The 17455-nt window shown below is 46.4% G+C and carries 19 protein-coding genes; 15 read left to right on the forward strand and 4 right to left on the reverse strand.

The genetic code is table 11. The annotated features are described in order from the left end of the window. The first annotated feature begins 16 nt into the window (after positions 1-16). Positions 17-310: a putative quinol monooxygenase gene (locus ACH59B_RS04410; RefSeq protein WP_017426184.1), complete on the forward strand. Its 294-nt coding sequence runs from the start codon at positions 17-19 to the stop codon at positions 308-310. A gap of 45 nt (positions 311-355) precedes the next feature. Beyond that, the gene (locus ACH59B_RS04415) at positions 356-1180 is read left to right on the forward strand and encodes an aldo/keto reductase (protein WP_016819787.1); all 825 of its coding nucleotides are present in this window, start codon (positions 356-358) and stop codon (positions 1178-1180) included. Positions 1181-1251: 71 nt separating this feature from the next. Here the strand turns inward: ACH59B_RS04415 and ACH59B_RS04420 are convergent, their stop codons facing one another. After that, positions 1252-1908, reverse strand: a complete 657-nt coding sequence (locus ACH59B_RS04420) for an SdpI family protein (protein WP_031462900.1) — start codon at positions 1906-1908, stop codon at positions 1252-1254. Beyond that, positions 1905-2216 carry an autorepressor SdpR family transcription factor gene (locus tag ACH59B_RS04425; RefSeq protein WP_016819789.1) on the reverse strand — a complete coding sequence of 104 codons (312 nt, stop codon included), beginning with the start codon at positions 2214-2216 and terminating at the stop codon, positions 1905-1907. The genes ACH59B_RS04420 and ACH59B_RS04425 overlap by 4 nt, the downstream gene beginning before the upstream one ends. A 212-nt stretch (positions 2217-2428) precedes the next feature. On the opposite strand from ACH59B_RS04425, the gene ACH59B_RS04430 reads away from it, so the two are divergent. From ACH59B_RS04430 to ACH59B_RS04460, 7 genes are all read left to right on the forward strand, one after another. Beyond that, positions 2429-3040 carry an alpha/beta hydrolase gene (locus tag ACH59B_RS04430; protein WP_016819790.1) on the forward strand — a complete coding sequence of 204 codons (612 nt, stop codon included), beginning with the start codon at positions 2429-2431 and terminating at the stop codon, positions 3038-3040. A 73-nt stretch (positions 3041-3113) separates the two neighbouring features. Then, entirely contained in the window at positions 3114-3338 is a 225-nt protein-coding gene (gene tlp, locus ACH59B_RS04435) for a small acid-soluble spore protein Tlp (RefSeq protein ID WP_016819791.1), read from the forward strand. Positions 3339-3575: 237 nt separating this feature from the next. After that, positions 3576-4868 carry an ABC transporter substrate-binding protein gene (locus ACH59B_RS04440; RefSeq protein ID WP_102998759.1) on the forward strand — a complete coding sequence of 431 codons (1293 nt, stop codon included), beginning with the start codon at positions 3576-3578 and terminating at the stop codon, positions 4866-4868. Positions 4869-4895: 27 nt separating this feature from the next. After that, on the forward strand, positions 4896-5858 hold the full coding sequence (locus ACH59B_RS04445) for a carbohydrate ABC transporter permease (RefSeq protein WP_016819793.1): 963 nt from the start codon (positions 4896-4898) through the stop codon (positions 5856-5858). Between the two features lie 3 nt (positions 5859-5861). After that, positions 5862-6701, forward strand: a complete 840-nt coding sequence (locus ACH59B_RS04450; protein WP_013369500.1) for a carbohydrate ABC transporter permease — start codon at positions 5862-5864, stop codon at positions 6699-6701. A gap of 332 nt (positions 6702-7033) precedes the next feature. Further along, entirely contained in the window at positions 7034-8320 is a 1287-nt protein-coding gene (gene ilvA, locus ACH59B_RS04455; protein ID WP_103042191.1) for a threonine ammonia-lyase IlvA, read from the forward strand. 357 nt (positions 8321-8677) lie between these two features. After that, complete coding sequence (locus ACH59B_RS04460) at positions 8678-9877, forward strand: MFS transporter (protein ID WP_031462903.1); 1200 nt, start codon at positions 8678-8680, stop codon at positions 9875-9877. A gap of 86 nt (positions 9878-9963) precedes the next feature. Here the strand turns inward: ACH59B_RS04460 and ACH59B_RS04465 are convergent, their stop codons facing one another. Next, the gene (locus tag ACH59B_RS04465; protein ID WP_017426192.1) at positions 9964-10407 is read right to left on the reverse strand and encodes an Lrp/AsnC family transcriptional regulator; all 444 of its coding nucleotides are present in this window, start codon (positions 10405-10407) and stop codon (positions 9964-9966) included. A 170-nt stretch (positions 10408-10577) separates the two neighbouring features. On the opposite strand from ACH59B_RS04465, the gene ACH59B_RS04470 reads away from it, so the two are divergent. From ACH59B_RS04470 to ACH59B_RS04490, 5 genes are all read left to right on the forward strand, one after another. After that, on the forward strand, positions 10578-11744 hold the full coding sequence (locus tag ACH59B_RS04470; protein ID WP_103042192.1) for a serine hydrolase: 1167 nt from the start codon (positions 10578-10580) through the stop codon (positions 11742-11744). 233 nt (positions 11745-11977) lie between these two features. Next, the gene (locus tag ACH59B_RS04475) at positions 11978-12952 is read left to right on the forward strand and encodes a glycoside hydrolase family 43 protein (RefSeq protein ID WP_017426194.1); all 975 of its coding nucleotides are present in this window, start codon (positions 11978-11980) and stop codon (positions 12950-12952) included. A 217-nt stretch (positions 12953-13169) separates the two neighbouring features. Beyond that, positions 13170-14237, forward strand: coding sequence for an iron chelate uptake ABC transporter family permease subunit (locus ACH59B_RS04480; RefSeq protein ID WP_390911743.1), 1068 nt, complete (start codon positions 13170-13172; stop codon positions 14235-14237). Further along, positions 14237-15262, forward strand: coding sequence for an iron ABC transporter permease (locus ACH59B_RS04485; RefSeq protein WP_016819798.1), 1026 nt, complete (start codon positions 14237-14239; stop codon positions 15260-15262). The genes ACH59B_RS04480 and ACH59B_RS04485 overlap by 1 nt, the downstream gene beginning before the upstream one ends. Positions 15263-15390: 128 nt before the next feature. Further along, positions 15391-16338, forward strand: coding sequence for an ABC transporter substrate-binding protein (locus ACH59B_RS04490; protein WP_016819799.1), 948 nt, complete (start codon positions 15391-15393; stop codon positions 16336-16338). A 162-nt stretch (positions 16339-16500) separates the two neighbouring features. Here the strand turns inward: ACH59B_RS04490 and ACH59B_RS04495 are convergent, their stop codons facing one another. Continuing rightward, the gene (locus tag ACH59B_RS04495) at positions 16501-16932 is read right to left on the reverse strand and encodes a hypothetical protein (RefSeq protein ID WP_017426198.1); all 432 of its coding nucleotides are present in this window, start codon (positions 16930-16932) and stop codon (positions 16501-16503) included. 195 nt (positions 16933-17127) lie between these two features. Between ACH59B_RS04495 and ACH59B_RS04500 the strand changes: the two genes are divergently transcribed. Continuing rightward, positions 17128-17427, forward strand: coding sequence for a hypothetical protein (locus ACH59B_RS04500; RefSeq protein ID WP_025364061.1), 300 nt, complete (start codon positions 17128-17130; stop codon positions 17425-17427). The last annotated feature ends 28 nt before the right edge of the window (positions 17428-17455 follow it).

Below are 17455 nucleotides of genomic sequence, written 5' to 3' on the forward strand. Positions count from 1 at the left end.
CGAGGAGGGAAATATTATGATTATTATTCATGCAGATATGAAAGTTTTACCAGAAAAGAGAGAGACCTTTTTGCAACAAACCCAAGGGTTGATCAGCGCATCACAAGCTGAAGAAGGCAATGTACGCTATACGTTAATGCAGGATTTGAATGATCCCAACGCATTTACGATGGTTGAAGAGTGGAAGGATGCTGCTGCTGTAGATTTCCATAACAAGTCTGCCCATTTCCAGGCATTTGTTGCTGCAGCTAAAGAATTGTTGGCTGCTCCGCTTGAAGTGAATGCTTTTCAGGATGCGACTAAACTGTAATTATCCCGTTGGATAATTTATAACTAGGAATAGGAGGAGATAGACATGGGGAATATTGCGGATACAGCTTTACTAAATAACGGAGTTCAGATGCCTTGGCTTGGTTTTGGTACGTACAAGGCGGAAGGCAATGAGGTTTACGAAGCAGTCAAAACAGCTATTAAGGTCGGTTACCGTCACATTGATACCGCGGCGATCTACGGCAATGAGGAACTGGTTGGACAAGCCATTCGTGACAGTGGAGCGGACAGAGACAATCTGTTTGTGACCACTAAGCTATGGAATCAAGATCAGGGCTACGATTCAACACTGCGTGCTTTCGAGGAAAGCCGCAAGCGGTTGGGCCTGGATATCATTGATCTGTACCTTATCCATTGGCCTGGCAAGGACAAGTACAAGGAAACTTGGAAGGCGTTCGAACGGCTGTATGAAGAAGGAAGCGTACGCGCGATTGGAGTAAGCAACTTCCAAATTCACCATCTCGAAGACCTCCTGAAAGACAGTAATATTGTACCTGTCATCAATCAGGTTGAGCTTCACCCGCGTCTGACTCAGCAGGAGCTGCATCAATACTGCCGGGAACACCAGATCCAGCTTGAATCGTGGAGTCCTCTGATGAAGGGGAAACTGACGGAGCAGCCAGATATCGTTGAGATTGCTGCCAAATACGGCAAAACGACTTCTCAGGTTATTTTGCGTTGGCATCTGGATCGGGGAATTGTAACGATTCCCAAATCGGTTACCGCGCATCGTATCCGCGAAAATGCCGATTTGTTCGATTTTGAACTGACGACTGAGGATATTGACCGAATTAATGGTCTTCATCTGGATGAGCGTGTGGGTACTCATCCCGATAAGCTGTTGTTCTAATGGAATTTGTAGATGTACAAAGAACCTCCCATTCTGCGTTTATCGTGGTTTGGGAGGTTCCTTGTTTATCCCTACTGATGATTTATTTTGCGATGCAGTAGGAAGGAGTAGAGTACAGGAATGACGACGGATATAAACAGCCCGGTGAGAAAAATGACGGTGCCCGCCACTCCATCGACCCATGCCGCTACCAAGCCCGAAGCACCACCGAGCATCATCATAGGTCCGCCCAAACGGTGCGTTTTACGCCATACCTCCGGATTGGACAGAGTCCATGGCGTGCGGATACCGAAGGTATAGTTTGGCTGTACCTGAGTCATATAATTACCCAGCACCAGCAGCATCAGACCCAGCACTCCATAAAGGATCGTAAGCATCTGTAGCCGATAATTCAGGTTATACAGCAGCATTCCCCAACCGGCTATAGCGAGAATGAGCGAAGTGCCTACACGCGTAACCTCATAGGCTTTAGTAAATTTCTTGAAATTTGCTCTGTTGGGGTCCATGTAGCGGGATAGCCGAAGGAGCAAAGGCACCAGCCCCAACAGCACCAGCATGAGAATAGAACTGTTTTTACTCATATACCCGTCTGCGGTATTGTCCATGCTAAAATGAGAGGCCAGCACATCGGGAAGCCGGTTATACATTAGTAAAGCGCCTATAGCAGGTGATAAGGCAAGCAAAGTCGTCAAAACATCCGTCAAGCTCCAACGTGTTCGGAACTTCATTCAGACCCCTCCGTATCCTTAATATCATTCGAAGTTGGTTTTACAGGGGCATCCGATTGGGCGATACTGAACATCCAGCCGATGACATCCGCCACAACTGTTGTATGCAAGGTGTAAATAATGCTTTGCCCCTGTCGCTCATCCAGCACAAGCCCCGCCTGCTTCAGCAAATTCAGATGGTGCGATATGCTGGGCTTGCTGATTTGAAAATGCTCAGCGACGTCGCCCGCGCTCATGCTTTTCTCTTTCAAAAGCTGCAATATTTTGCGCCGGGTCGGATCAGCCAAGGCTTTGAAGGCATCATTCAAAGTTTGCTCACTCCTTTAGATATTTAGATAATTTTCTAAATATCTAATCACATAGTAAAATAAAGCTATACTACATGTCAATGGAACAAGACATCATTTTAGAAAAAATTAACGAGGTCAATTATGTTTGTATAAAGCAGTGAAATGGGCTATAATCAAATTATACAAAAATAAGATTCTTAATTTAAAGTTAATTAGAGGAGGGAATAGATATGAAACACGTCTTTCGTAAAGGAAATGATCCGCAAGCTCCGGTTATTTTGCTGTTGCACGGTACCGGTGGGAATGAACAAGACTTGCTACCATTGGCTGATTTGGTTGCACCAGGCGCATCTGTGTTAGGCGTGAGAGGTAATGTGCTGGAAAATGGAATGCCGCGCTTCTTTCGCCGTTTGGCAGAGGGTGTGTTCGACATTGAGGATCTCGTATTCCGTACCAAAGAACTAAGCGAATTTGTTGATTCAGCTGCAGAGCAATATGATTTTGACCGTAACAACGTGGTGGCTCTGGGCTATTCCAATGGAGCCAACATAGCAGCCAGTATGCTCTTCCATGATGCAAAAGCGCTACGTGGGGCCATTCTCCATCATGCTATGGTGCCATTGCGAGGGCTGGAACTGCCGGACTTGAACGGTGTCCCTGTATTTCTGTCTTCCGGTGAAAATGACCCGATTGTTCCAGCGGTGGAATCTCAGGAGCTGCAAGCCCTGCTGGAAGGGGCCGGAGCACAGGTAGAAGCCTACTTGGAACGCAATGGTCATCAATTGACTCGCACTGAAGCCGAAGCCGCAGGCCGATGGTTTGGAAAGCATTTTAATGTATAAAATAACTCGATAACGATCAAGCTACGGTTTAGCGCTCTAGTGAGCGATTCTATGATTAGGAGGCGTCAAACCGATGGCAAAACCGGATAATCGAGCAGATAATGTGGAGCATTTGCAACAAAATATTCAGAATACATTGCAGAATCTTCACGAGGCTGAAGGATATCTAAACGAATTTTCCTCTGAAATCAGCAATGAGGAGCGTCAGCAAATCGAAGAAAAAAATAATCGTCGTAAACAAAGTATTAGATCATTTCGAGAAGAAGTGAAAGACGAAGCAGCACATTCGCAAGAGTAGTTAACATAGCGCGACCCAACTCCGAGTTTCAATTGGAGTTGGGTCGTTTTTTTATGCAGAAATCATCATATTCCCATCCAATTCATTTTCCCCCTATAATGCAATGAGATCTGTTTTACACAAAAACGAATTTTTTTTGAATAATGTTGTTGTAAACTAATTTGTATTGATGTTAAATAATAAAAGAAAGCGCAATCATTTACGAATTAGGATTTCATCATGCGAAGGGGGAAGGATATGCTGCTGCGAAGAAAAAGCATGGCTTTGATGCTTATGGCGGTGGTTTTGATGGCTGGACTGCTGCAAGGTTGTTCTTTCAAGACTGATGAAAAGGATGGGCCGGGAACAGAACTTGTATTATGGACATTCAATGAACTGCATGAGAAGTTTTTTCTGCAAATGGCTGACCAATGGAACCAACAGCACCCTGATGAATTGATTAATTTGAAAGCGAATACATTTCCTTATGACAACCACCACAGCAAGCTCTCGATTGCGTTGCAATCAGGGGTGGGAGCGCCGGATATCGCGGATATTGAGGTCAACAAAATTGGTAATTTCCTCAAAGGAATACCGCAATTGGTCCCGCTCAATCCGGTGATTGACCCTGAGATCAATAACATTGTGCCTTCCAGAGTACAGATTTATGGCAAAGACGGTAAGTATTACGGCATTGACTTTCACGTTGGAGCCGAAGTGATGTATTACAATAAAGAGATTATGGATCAGGCGGGGGTAGACCCGGATTCCATCGTTACTTGGGCAGACTACGCTGCTGCTGGCAAGCAAGTGCTGGCCAAAACGGGCAAGCCGATGGCGACCTTGGAGACCAATGACCTGTGGAGCTACTGGCCGATGATCTCCCAGCAAAATTCAGATTTTTTGAATGACAAGGGCGAATTGACACTGGATAACGAAACCAATATTAAAACACTTGAGTTTCTCCAACAGATGATAAAAGACAAGATCGCTATTCCCGCACCGGGCGGCGGGCATCATATGGAGGAATACTACGGGTTTATGAACAAAGGCGGAGCCGCTTCAGTGTGGATGCCGATGTGGTATATGGGACGTTTTACGGATTACATGCCTGACTTGAAAGGAAAAATCATCATTAGACCGATGCCGGCGTGGGAAAAAGGCGGCTATCGCTCAGCAGGTATGGGCGGGACCGGAACGGTAGTCACGAACCAATCGAAGCACCAGGATTTGGCGATGCGTTTTCTAGCCTTTGCCAAGCTGTCCAAGCAAGGGAATGTGGAGATTTGGAAGCAACTAGGGTTTGATCCCATCCGCAGTGAAGTGTGGACTATGCCGGAAGCCAAAGCCAAAAATAAATTTACGGATTATTTCGGAACGAATATTTTTGATACGCTGATCGAAGTAAAAGATGAAATCAATGCGGTGCATATTGGACCGAAAACGCCTGACATCGCCAGTGCTGTACGTAATAAAATACTTTATCGGACACTACAGAGTGGCGAAGATCCAGCCACGGTGCTGCATGAGCTAGCAGATGAACTGAGATAGACCCCAACAGGAAAGGGAGTGAGATTCATGGCAACGCCCGTTCATACGAACGCTAATGTACCGACAGGTCAGCCGCCAAAAACTCAGCGTCCGACCAGAAGCCAATGGAGCCGCTTTATTCATTCCAGTCGTACGGCACCGTATGTATTTGTCCTTCCATTTTTACTGTCCTTTGCGCTGTTTTTTGCGTATCCGGTCATCTCGACGGTCATTATGAGCTTTCAGGAAGTCTTGCCAGGGATAACAACTTATGTTGGCCTGGAAAATTATAAGGATTTAATGAATCCTACATTTGGAAAAGCAATATTGAACAGTGTCCTGTACACGCTGCTTACACTGGTCGTGTTGATTCCTCTGCCACTGGTACTGGCGGTATTGCTAAATTCGCCTAAAATGCCGGGTAGAGGGCTGTTTCGTTCCGTAATGTTCATACCCGCACTTACCTCAGTGGTGGTAGCAGGAACAATCTTCCGACTCATGTTCGGGGAATTGGACGGCTCGCTGATGAACTCCCTGTTGGGGATATTCGGTCTTGAGCCTTACAAATGGCTAATGAATGCGAACACCGGCTTTTTAGCGTTGATCGTGCTGGCCTTATGGAGATGGCTGGGGGTAAACATGCTGTACTACATGTCGGGGTTACAGAACATTCCTCCCGAGTTGTATGAAGCTGCTCAGATCGATGGGGCCAGCCGCTTTGATTCATTTTGGCGGATTACGATTCCCATGCTAAAACCCGTGACAATCTACGTATTTACGATCAGTATTTATGCCGGGTTATCCATGTTCACCGAGAGCTATATGCTGTGGAACGGAAACAACTCTCCGAATGATATTGGGCTAACGATTGTTGGCTATCTCTATCGCCAAGGTCTGGAACAGAACAGCATGGGCTTTGGAGCAGCGGTGGGTATTGTATTGCTCGTATTCACATTAGTACTGAACCTGATCCAGCTCAAATTTTTTGGCATGTTTCGGAAGGAGGATTAAGCGATGGCTCAGAAACAAAAAGGCCCGTTATCCGCATTTCTCGTTGTCCTGTTCATTCTGTTTGCCGGGTTCGCCCTGTTTCCGCTATTTGCCGTGACGCTTGCCTCATTCAAGCCATCAACGGAGTTGCTGCGCTACGGCTTGAATCTCAAGCTGGAGTGGGCCATCATGTCCTTAAAAAACTATGCGTTCATCTTTCAGGGGACGACGGATTATTTTCAATGGTACTGGAATAGCCTTGTCATTACCGTCTTGTTTACGGTGTTATGTCTAATATTGTCCGCGATGGTCGGGTATGGCCTGGAGATGTATCGTTTTAGACTGAAAAATGTGATTTTTACACTGGTGCTGGTCGTGATGATGATCCCGGTAGAAATTATTATGCTGCCACTTTACAAACTCATGATCGGTATGAAGCTGATCAATACGGTATGGGGTGTGATTTTGCCATTTGTCGTCGCACCGATTCCGATCTTTTTCTTCCGTCAATATTTAAGCGGAGTACCCAAGGACTTTATGGATGCTGCACGGGTTGACGGCTGTTCAGAGTATGGTATTTTTGTGCGGATTATGATGCCTCTGATGGCACCTGCCTTTGCGGCAATGGCTATTTTACAAGCTATGAACAGTTGGAATAACTTCCTGTGGCCGATGATCGTATTGCGTACTAACGACATGCTGACACTGCCAATCGGTCTGTCCAGCCTGCTGACGCCATATGGCAACAATTATGATGTGTTGATTGCCGGTTCAGTCCTGGCTATTTTGCCGATTCTCGTCGTGTTTCTGTTCTTCCAGCGTTACTTTATTGAAGGGATGACTGCAGGCGGGGTGAAAGGATAATCATTGCGGTGCTGAATGAGTCGACTGAAGACAAGAAATATATAGAGTCAGGAAAGGCGGGTCGGGCATTGTCTCGGCCTGTTTTTTTATGAACTCAATGATTTTCATTCTCATTTTCATGACTATCAACTGCACAAGCTATAGGTAAACGTGGTATGATGTTTGAAAGATTTCAAATACAGCACTTTGCATAATTCGATTCCTAACGCTCAAAAGTTTAATATATAGACGAACTAAACCGATTCGATCTATATATTACTGATTTGAAATCGCTCTTGGGATTTATGCAAAATGCTCAATACAGAAATATTCAGGCGGAGCGTGGAGAACCTATGGAACCAACAGAAACCCAGAAAACTGAGCCGGCCACAGCGTCAACCGTTGGCATGGAGGATATTGTACGGGCGCATCATATGCTGCGTGAGGTGATTGTTCGTACACCTTTACAGAGGGATGCCGTCCTATCGGCCAAATATAACTGTAATGTGTATCTGAAACGAGAGGATCTCCAAGTTGTGCGGTCCTTTAAAATCCGTGGAGCTTACAACATGATCCGCAGCCTAACTCCTGAGCAAATGGAAAAAGGGATCGTGTGCGCGAGTGCGGGTAATCATGCGCAAGGTGTGGCTTTTTCATGTAATGCGCTTGGCATCCACGGTAAAATATTTATGCCGAGCACAACGCCCAATCAGAAGGTGAAGCAGGTACGTCGCTTTGGCGGAGACAGTGTAGAGGTCATTTTGACCGGAGATACGTTTGACGATGCTTATGACGAGGCCATGAAGGTATGCAACGAACAGGAAATGACCTTTATCCATCCGTTCGATCAACCGAAAATTATTGCGGGCAATGGCACGATTGCGATGGAAGTGATGGAGAGCCTGGATACACCTGCGGACTATATGTTCGTGACGATTGGCGGCGGCGGTTTGGCGGCAGGCGTAGGCACATATGTTAAAACTGTGAATCCGACCACCAAAGTAATCGGTGTAGAACCCCTGGGCGCAGCATCGATGACGGAAGCGATGCGTTTGAACAAGGTCGTTACACTGGAGCACATAGACAAGTTTGTTGACGGGGCTGCGGTGAAGCGAGTAGGTCAGTTAACATATGACATTTGTAAACATACCTTGGATGATATTGTGAAGGTACCGGAAGGCAAGGCATGTACAGCGATTCTGGCGCTGTATAATGAAAATGCGATTGTTGTGGAGCCCGCGGGTTCGCTGCCTGTAGCAGCACTTGATCTGTATCGTGAGCAGATTCAAGGCAAAACAGTAGTCTGTATCGTTAGTGGTGGCAATAACGACATTGATCGTATGCAGGAGATTAAGGAACGCTCCCTGATTTATGAAGGACTAAAACATTATTTCATGGTTAATTTCCCGCAAAGAGCAGGGGCACTGCGTGAGTTTCTTCAGGATGTGCTTGGACCGGACGATGACATCACAAGGTTTGAGTATACGAAAAAGAATGATAAGGAAAACGGCCCGGCGCTGGTCGGCATTGAGTTGTTCCACAAGGAGGACTATCTTCCTTTAATTGAACGAATGAATCGCAAGGGGATTCAATATACGGAATTGAACAAAAATGAGAATCTGTTTAATATGCTAATCTAAAAAGGAGCCTATGGGCTCTTTTTTTTGTATGTGCAATGTTATTGTAAAAAGAAAATAAACCATTAGACTGGGAACGGCATTAAGCTACCGGGCAGGATAGCTGGTTCGCGAAAAATAATAATGACTACTGTTAGGCGCAATAAGGTACGCCTATTTTTAATCTAGGGTAAGGAAAACTACTGTATTACATTTTTGCTTTTAAAATCATGGAATTTTCGTGAAAATAAAAGTATTTTCCTCTTAATTCACTTCATCCCCCTTTAATCATCCATGTAAAAAAGTGTTTTATTTATATAAGCTTATACGGAAGCGAAAGCTTTTTTAAGCGGCAAAAAATAAATAAAGGAGATTTTTTTCGTGAACTTAAACACTGCTCTTATAAGAAAAGGCGGTGCAAATGTGTCGTCTTCCAAACGTCTCCCATGGGTCGGGTTGCTGGCTTTAGCCATGGCGGGATTCATCTGCATTCTTACGGAAAGCTTGCCTGCTGGATTACTGCCGCAAATTGCACAGGATCTAGGGGTCACAGAAGCTCTTGCCGGACAATTGGTTACTCTCTATGCGGTTGGATCTCTTCTAGCCGCCATTCCTTTGACAACGGCTACCCGTGGGTGGAGGCGCCGACCGCTTCTGCTGCTGTGCATCATCGGCTTTCTTGTATTTAACACCATCACCGCGTTATCTTCCGTTTATGTGCTGACGCTTGTCGCGCGTTTCTTCGCAGGTATCTCAGCAGGTGTTCTGTGGGGGATGACGGCCGGTTATGCGCGGCGCATGGTGCCTGATTCGCTGAAAGGAAGAGCGATGGCCGTAGCCATGGTCGGCACCCCGCTGGCATTGGCGCTGGGCGTTCCACTTGGTACTTTTTTCGGAACATATACTGGGTGGCGTCTCATTTTCGGAGCTGTATCATTACTGACTGCAGCCCTTATTGGCTGGGTGCTCTGGAAGGTGCCGGATTATGCAGGTGAGCCTGCCGGTGATCAACTCCCTTTTCACAAGGTTTTCCTGATTCCCGGTGTACGGACGATTCTGTTTGTCGTTTTGGCATGGGTACTAGCTCATAATATTTTGTACACTTATATTGCACCGTATCTTGCGGAAACCGCGTTTGCTCAGCGAGTGGATTTGGTTCTTCTTATTTTCGGAATTACCTCGGTAGTCGGCATTTGGGTGATAGGCATGCTGATTGACCGTTTTCTAAGAATGCTGGTTTTAATCAGCATCACAGGATTTGCTGTGGCTTCTGCAGCCTTAGGAATAGGAATAAATCAACCTGAAATCATCATTCTTGGTGTTACAGCGTGGGGGCTTACGTTTGGCGGGGCAGCCACTTTACTACAAACAGCAATAGCACAAGCTGGGGGAAAAAGCGCAGATATAGCCCAATCGATGCTGGTTACTGCATGGAATGTGGCAATCGGCGGAGGAGGCATTATCGGCGGGCTTCTTCTCGAACTGCTTGGAGCCGGATTTCTTCCGGGCTCATTAATCATCCTGCTGCTTCCCTCTTTGCTTGCAGTTTGGCTAGCTAAAAAGCATGGCTTTCCTTCCTAAAGAAATCCATGAGTATGTGTAACATAAGCAAAAAAATGAATCCGCTGCATGGCGGATTCATTTTTTTGGGATTAGAGAATTACATCTTATGCAAGCAAATTCGTTTCTCCAATGAAATTTTTATAAGCGATCGGTGAAGACATTACGATCAGAGTCGTATAGGTTCCGTATTGATCGCACCGGTTTTCAAACTCTTCCAGCTCCTGGGTTGTTTCCGTAAGGACCTTCAATAAATAATTATGCTCTCCGCTTATCCGGTAACATTCCGTTACCTCCGGTGATGAACGACAAAAATCAAGGAAAGGATAGCAATTCCGGGTCCGAACAAGCATATAGGCTGTGCATTGCTTACCCACTTTTTGCGAAGAAATGACGGTTCGGTATTCCTCGATAACCCCCTTTTCTTCCATGCGTTTTACACGTTCCGTTACGGCTGGCTGAGACAGTCCCACCAGCTTTCCTAAATCTGTCATTGATAATCTCGCTTGGTTCTGCAAATGGAGCAGGATATTTTTATCGATTTCGTCCAAAAAAATCGACTCCTTTGTTTTAAAAGTTATTTCTTTCAAATACCTTTAGAATCATCGAAAATTTCTTTATTTAACTTGTTTGTTTTATGCAAGACGGAAGAAATTATTTATATAATAAACACACTTGCTATAAATAATCAAGTAAATTACAGCAGGAGAGGATGAGAAGCATGAGAAAAATAGATCTGGAATTGCTGCATAAAAGCGTCAATGAGGTAATTGACCACACACTTGAGGAAAAAAGGATTGTGGGTACCGTTGTCCAAATTGCATTAGGCGGAAACCTTGTTTACAACAGACCTGCTGGTTGGGCCAACCGTGAGCAGAAACGACCGATGCAGGAGAATGCTTTGTTTAGATATGCTTCGGTAACCAAGCCGATCGTGTCAACGGCAGCCTTAGTATTAATTTCGCAAGGGAGATTGCAGTTAAACGATCTGGTGGAAAAATGGTTGCCCGCCTTTCGTCCCAAACTGCCAAACGGAAAATATGCCTCCATGACCGTTCACCATCTGATGACCCATACCGCCGGCTTAACCTACCGTTTCTTCCAGGAAGAAAAGGGAACTTATGAGCTTGCCGGGGTATCGGACGGCATGGATCTGGCGGGAATTACACTTGAAGAGAATCTGCAAAGACTCGCTTCTGTCCCACTTCTATATGAGCCGGGGAAAATGTGGAGGTATTCCATAGCAACAGACGTGCTCGGAGCGGTCATCGAAAAGGTTACAGGAATGCCGCTAAGTGAAGCTGTACGGTTGCTTGTAACTCATCCGCTTTCCATGATGGACACGGATTTCAAGGCCGTGGATACGGACAGATTGACCACGGCTTACGCAGACAGCGCTGGAGAGCCCCGGCGCTTGCAGGATTTTGATACCGTTCCTTTCGTGGAGGGGACGGCAGGATTCCTCCTTTCGCCTAACAGATTTACCGATAAGACAGCTTATCCTTCCGGAGGAGCCGGCATGATTGGCAGCGCAGGAGACTTTCTTAAACTGCTGGAAGCTTTGCGGCAGGGAGGAAATCCGATTCTGCCTCAGGCTCTTGTCGCAGAAATGACAACCAATCAAATTGGTAACCTTGTGATGCCCTATTGGCCGGGGAGAGGCTTTGGACTTGGTTTCACGCTGCTTAAAGACCCAGCGGATGCCAATACACCGGAATCGCCGGGAACATGGCGGATGGGCGGTACCTATGGTCACTCCTGGTTTGTTGATCCGAGTGAGGAGCTTAGTGTTGTAGCGTTCACCAATACAGCACTTGAAGGAATGTCAGGCAGGTTTACAACGGAGCTGTGCGAATCTGTCTACAAGGGTATTCGAGGAGTTAAGTAAAGAGTAAAAACGTTATCTTGAACAAATATTCGGAATCAACAATTCCAGCTAGAACTATATTTTCTTCATACAGTTATGCGTAGTTTATGAATTTCTTTTTATTCGAAATAAAGCGTTTACAAAACTGAAGTTAATAGGTTAATATATGTGTAACTTCATAAGCGAAAACGCTAACGTAATAGACGTATCACCAGATTTCTCATTATAAGATACTTATTCGGAGGTGCGAAAGAATGTTGAAAGCATGGAAAAAATCAGTACAGGGTAAATTCGCCCGAACAGCGTTTGCTGCCGTAACTTCGGCTGCTTTGTTGCTGTCCGTGGTGCCGTCCACATCGGCCGAGCATTGGGCGTTAACAGGCGATGTGGCAGTACATGATCCGTCCATCACGAAGGAAGGCAATGCATGGTATATTTTCTCGACAGGGCAGGGGATACAGGTTCAAAGATCGGATGACGGACGCAATTTTTACAGATTGCCGCAAATCTTCTTGTCGCCGCCATCATGGTGGAAATCGTATGTACCTAAACAAACCCCAAATGATGTGTGGGCACCGGATGCTCAAAAGTACAATGGACGTGTGTGGGTGTACTATTCCATTTCTACTTTCGGGTCGCGCACTTCGGCCATTGGCTTGACTTCAGCAACAAGCATTGGTGCAGGAAGCTGGAGAGATGATGGACTAGTGCTGCGCACGACGGATTCTGACGATTATAATGCGATTGACCCGAATCTGGTCATTGACGCTTCCGGAAACCCGTGGCTTTCCTTCGGTTCATGGAATACGGGCTTGAAAGTGACTCGACTGGATAAAAATACGATGAAGCCTACGGGCCAGATTTATTCTATTGCTAGACGTACGGCTGGAGGTTTGGAAGCACCGCATGTTACATACCGCAACGGCTATTATTATCTGTTTGCTTCCATTGATAACTGCTGCAAAGGCGTAAATAGTAATTACAAAATCGTTTATGGTCGCTCCACCAGTATTACCGGGCCGTATGTGGACAAGAGCGGAAAAAGCATGATGGACGGCGGTGGAACGATATTGGATGCGGGGAATGATCGCTGGAAGGGGCCGGGCGGACAATCTGTCTATAACAACAGTGTGATTGCGCGTCATGCCTATGATGCCACCGATGGCGGAAATCCAAAGCTGCTGATTAGTGATTTGAAATGGGATTCCGCAGGCTGGCCTACGTATTAAATAGCGGATTACTTGAAATCATTCACAGCGATCTCACATAGGTATATCTAAAAACTGTTCCTCCTAATGGGGGAACAGTTTTTGGCTTGCAATGTCATAGAAACATGCTATTATGTATCAAGTTGATAATCATTATCATTGACGTTATCGTAATGAGAGCCATGATGGCTTTCAGGTATGGAGGGAGTGACCTCACCGAATGCAGTCTAAAGACAGCATGGACAAACATACAGCTTCGACAGAGAGGACCGCTCCTGAAGTAGCCTCTGTAGCCCGTCCGGTGCTCCGAGCGGGTAGGATTCGGCAGGCGTTGTTGTTTACAGCTTCTGCTGTATTGTTGGCCTTGGCCATATTCGCTGCCATTTCTTTTGGAGCCAAAGACCTGACCGTAAGCACGGTATGGTCGGCAGTATTTCACTATGATCGTTCGCTGATGACACACAGGATCATTCATGAGCTGCGATTGCCGCGTGTGCTCGGTGCAGCTATCATTGGGGCTGCGCTGGCGGTTGCAGGCTCTCTGATACAAGGCATTACACGCAATCCGTTGGGGGATACAGGTGTGTTGGGCATTAACGCAGGAGCGATGTTTGTAGTTGCAGTGAGTTTTGCTTTTTTCCCCGATCTACCTTATGGGACGTTAATTATATTGTCGTTCCTGGGGGCACTGATGAGTACCTTACTGGTATTCGGGCTGGGAGCATCCGCGCCGGGAGGACTGACACCCATGAGACTAACGGTGTCTGGAGCTGTGACAGCAGCCTTGTTAGGTTCCATGACTTCGGGAATTGCGATTTATTTTGATCTAAGTCAGGATCTAGCCTTCTGGTATGCGGGTGGTGTTGCCGGAATCAAATGGTCGCAGCTTAAGATTCTTGCGCCGATTTTGCTTATTGTGATCGCTTGGTCTATGGGGCTCGCACGCTCCATGTCATTGATTTCAATGGGCGATGAGGTAGCATTGAACCTGGGACTAAATCTCAGGCGTATCCGGCTGTTGGGGCTGCTGACTGTGGTGGTCCTGGCTGGGCTATCTGTATCGGCTGCCGGGGCCATCGGCTTTGTAGGCTTGGTCGTTCCACATATTGCTCGCAAGCTGATCGGTGTGGATTATCGCCAGATCGTACCATTGTCTGCAATATTGGGAGCCGTGCTGCTAGTGCTGGCTGATTTGGGAGCGAGAATGGCGAATCCACCGGAGGAGCTAGCTATTGGAATTATGGTGTCTTTTATCGGAGTACCTTTTTTCCTCTTTCTCGCTCGTAAGGAAAGGAGGGAATTATAGTGAGTCGCTCTCTAGGGACAGGGGATACAAGAACGATCAAGGCTTGGCTCGTTTGCTTCGTATTGGCTGGAATCAGCTTTGCTGTTCTTGTGCTGGGTTTGAATACCGGAACGATTCGTATTCCACCGCTACGCGTGCTAGATACACTGTTTGGCGGCGGGAGCGGACGTGATCACATGGTCCTGTTTGAATACCGTCTGCCGCGGATTGTTGTAACAGTGCTAGCTGGAGCGGGACTGGGTGCAGCCGGGGCAGTCATGCAGGGCTTATCGCGAAACGCACTAGCAGATCCGGGAGTGCTGGGCCTTCATGCGGGGGCTGCGTTGGGCCTGGTGATGTATGTTAGCTTTTTTCGCGATCTGGAAGGATCAGTAGCCTTGTTCATTCCCTTGTTTACCTTTGCAGGAGGTGTCGTTGCGGCGGTACTGATTGTTATGTTGTCCTATAGTGGCAGCAGAGGAATCGTGCCTGTGCGATTGATTCTGTCCGGTATCGGTGTAGCCTCAGGGCTCAGCGCCATAACGCTGTATTGGTCGTTGCGGCTGGATGAGGATACGTACGCATTTACCGCACGTTGGTTGGCTGGCAGCTTATGGGGACGGGATTGGATACATGCAGTGGCTTTACTGCCGTGGATTGTCATTATGCTGCCCTACGTTCTATCTCAGACACGTAGCCTAAATAATCTGTCGCTGGGTGATGAGACCGCAGCTGGAATTGGTACAAGTGTGAAGCGCCAGCGCTTGATATTGCTTGGCGCAGCAGTGGCTCTATCGAGCGCCAGCGTATCCATGGCCGGAGGCATCGGTTTTATTGGGCTGATTGCGCCTCATCTGGCTCGCCGTCTGGTTGGACCGATGTATCAGCATTTGCTGCCAGTAGCCGCTTTGGTCGGGGTCGTTATTCTGGTCACAGCAGATACGATTGGTCGTTCGGTATTTCAGCCGAATGCGATTCCAGCAGGTGTAGTGGTTGCTGTGGTAGGAGCTCCGTATTTTTTATTCTTGTTGTCCCGAACCAAATGACAATAGGATTAGGTTACATATGAAATCTAAAGCTGCACATGATGCAGCGTGCGGAACAACAACGAAGTAGAAGTTTTGACGATTTAACATTATAAAATAGAGCTTCTATAGTATAGGAGAGAATATTCATGAGAAAAAATAGATTTGAGGGTTCAGGGCTTAAACGTTCATGGGTAGCCCTGTCTCTTGTGGCATGCATGATCATGCTGTCCGCTTGTGGACAAGCAGCAGACAAACAGGCTAGCGATACGAAAGCGGACGATAGTGCCCAAACCACCATTAGTGCGGATTCGCGTATTGCCTCAATGTCTATTCATTTGACAAATAATCTTCTGGCATTGGGCATTACTCCAGCAGGTTCAGTTATTGGTGGAGATGTGAAGGATTTTCTGCCCCATGTAAAAGATCGTCTTCAAAATACTCGTAAGCTGGGAGTTGTCACAGACCCTGATATGGAAGCGGTACTGGAGCTTCAACCTGATCATATCTTCCTCGACAAAAAATATTCGGGAACTGATGTGGCCAAGTTTGAAAAAATTGCACCAACCGAGGTTTTTGATTTGGATGAAGGTACATGGAAAGATCAATTGAAAAAAATAGCTGCTATGGTTAAACATGAAGCACAGGCAGACACTTTTCTAAAAGATTATGATACACAGAGGGAACGGGTCAAAAAGCTCATTCATTCCAAAATCGGAGACGGGACTGTCATGGCTGTACGTGTCACAGCGAAAGAAGTTCGTGTCATGGGGATGAAGCGTCCAGTAGGACCGTTATTGTATCAGGACTTAGGCTTGAAGCCAGCCAAAGGTGTGGAAAAGATCAACAAGGCCTACCAGGTTGTATCCCAAGAGGTTTTGCCGGATTATAATGCCGATGCCATCCTGGTTATTATTAGTAAAGGTACGGATGCGCAAAAGGTATACAAGCAGCTGGAGGGGAATACAGTATGGCAAGGACTTAAGGCTTTGAAGCAAGGTCATGTCTACATGCTGGACGGACAGCCTTGGCTGGACTATTCCGCGATGGGGCACAAAATTGCATTGGATAATGCAGAACAACTATTTTACAAATAAATGCTAAAGTACAGCAAGCCGTATTTCCCATGCATCTTCTTGCAGGTGGGGATACGGTTTTTCTGACGATCCCAAGCTTCAAGTGAGATAGCTGATTGCAAATAAAAAGGAGCTGCTACGATTCCGTTATGAGGCAGCTCCAGCACTGTGAGAATTGCGAGTTTATGAATGTTTTTTACGCAAAAAAATCGGTTTGAGTCCAATAAAGCCAATAGCCGCAAACACTAAATTCATCCATGGTGAGATTTTGAATACCGGCAGCACACTACGCAGCGCAAGTCCGGCGACAAGAATGACAACAACCAGTACTACATACATCAAGATGGATTTAAAATTCATTTGGGGCTTCACGGGAGCATGGTCTGGTTGTTGTGTCTCCTCGCCTTCTTCAGGACGATCCATGAAATTCATCAATGCTTCAACCAGCAGAATGGCACCTGCGGCGATGATGATGAGGGTGGAAAGGCTAATTTTTTCAAAAGGTTTGATATCCCCGCCTGTAAATGTGATAAACCAACCGATAATCGCCTGTGTCAAGAAAAACATGGACAAGGCAACCCATGCAATAAGCGTATAATTTTTTGCTTTATTCATTGCTTCCTCCTGCTTTATGATCGTATTCCAAACTGATGGAATCGCCATTTTGTAACAAAGACAGTATACGTGAGGAAACGCCGGATGGCAAAAGGCTTATCCATTATGTATATTACCGCCGCATTCTCCTCAAACTGGATACAGGGTGAGCGCATGGAGCAACCTGAATATAAAACGTTGAGAGGATGTGGCATCATGGAACTGGAGAACCAGGCAGATTATTCGGTCCAAAAACGACTGACAGGTGCTCCGAACGGGAACAGTGGGGGAGCCTTGCTTGCAAACGTGAGTCACCGGAGCGTTCAAGGGACATCTCCAACGTACCGTATATTGGACGATACTGAATTGGCTGAGGACACAGAATTTGCAGGTGAACTGGGTGAACAGAGCTACCGCAGCCTGTGGCATGAGGATCAAAATAACGGCGCCTCTTGTAAACTGGAGTGGGAGGGACGAGTCGAAACCCACCAAATGTTCAGGCACAGCTACGAATAGCAAGTCGTCTACTTTAATGTAGAGATTG

The sequence above is a fragment of the Paenibacillus sp. DP01 genome (genome assembly GCF_044784315.1).
GTDB lineage: Bacteria > Bacillota > Bacilli > Paenibacillales > Paenibacillaceae > Paenibacillus > Paenibacillus polymyxa.

Coding starts and splice junctions, on each gene's coding strand:
- ACH59B_RS04430 (WP_016819790.1), top strand. CDS start 2,429: ATGAAACACGTCTTTCGTAAAGGAAATGATCCGCAAGCTCCGGTTATT.
- ACH59B_RS04475 (WP_017426194.1), top strand. CDS start 11,978: ATGTTGAAAGCATGGAAAAAATCAGTACAGGGTAAATTCGCCCGAACA.
- ACH59B_RS04445 (WP_016819793.1), top strand. CDS start 4,896: ATGGCAACGCCCGTTCATACGAACGCTAATGTACCGACAGGTCAGCCG.
- ACH59B_RS04500 (WP_025364061.1), top strand. CDS start 17,128: ATGGAACTGGAGAACCAGGCAGATTATTCGGTCCAAAAACGACTGACA.
- ACH59B_RS04470 (WP_103042192.1), top strand. CDS start 10,578: ATGAGAAAAATAGATCTGGAATTGCTGCATAAAAGCGTCAATGAGGTA.
- ACH59B_RS04415 (WP_016819787.1), top strand. CDS start 356: ATGGGGAATATTGCGGATACAGCTTTACTAAATAACGGAGTTCAGATG.
- ACH59B_RS04495 (WP_017426198.1), bottom strand. CDS start 16,932: ATGAATAAAGCAAAAAATTATACGCTTATTGCATGGGTTGCCTTGTCC.
- ACH59B_RS04420 (WP_031462900.1), bottom strand. CDS start 1,908: ATGAAGTTCCGAACACGTTGGAGCTTGACGGATGTTTTGACGACTTTG.
- ACH59B_RS04440 (WP_102998759.1), top strand. CDS start 3,576: ATGCTGCTGCGAAGAAAAAGCATGGCTTTGATGCTTATGGCGGTGGTT.
- ACH59B_RS04410 (WP_017426184.1), top strand. CDS start 17: ATGATTATTATTCATGCAGATATGAAAGTTTTACCAGAAAAGAGAGAG.
- ACH59B_RS04490 (WP_016819799.1), top strand. CDS start 15,391: ATGAGAAAAAATAGATTTGAGGGTTCAGGGCTTAAACGTTCATGGGTA.
- ilvA (WP_103042191.1), top strand. CDS start 7,034: ATGGAACCAACAGAAACCCAGAAAACTGAGCCGGCCACAGCGTCAACC.
- tlp (WP_016819791.1), top strand. CDS start 3,114: ATGGCAAAACCGGATAATCGAGCAGATAATGTGGAGCATTTGCAACAA.
- ACH59B_RS04480 (WP_390911743.1), top strand. CDS start 13,170: ATGGACAAACATACAGCTTCGACAGAGAGGACCGCTCCTGAAGTAGCC.
- ACH59B_RS04450 (WP_013369500.1), top strand. CDS start 5,862: ATGGCTCAGAAACAAAAAGGCCCGTTATCCGCATTTCTCGTTGTCCTG.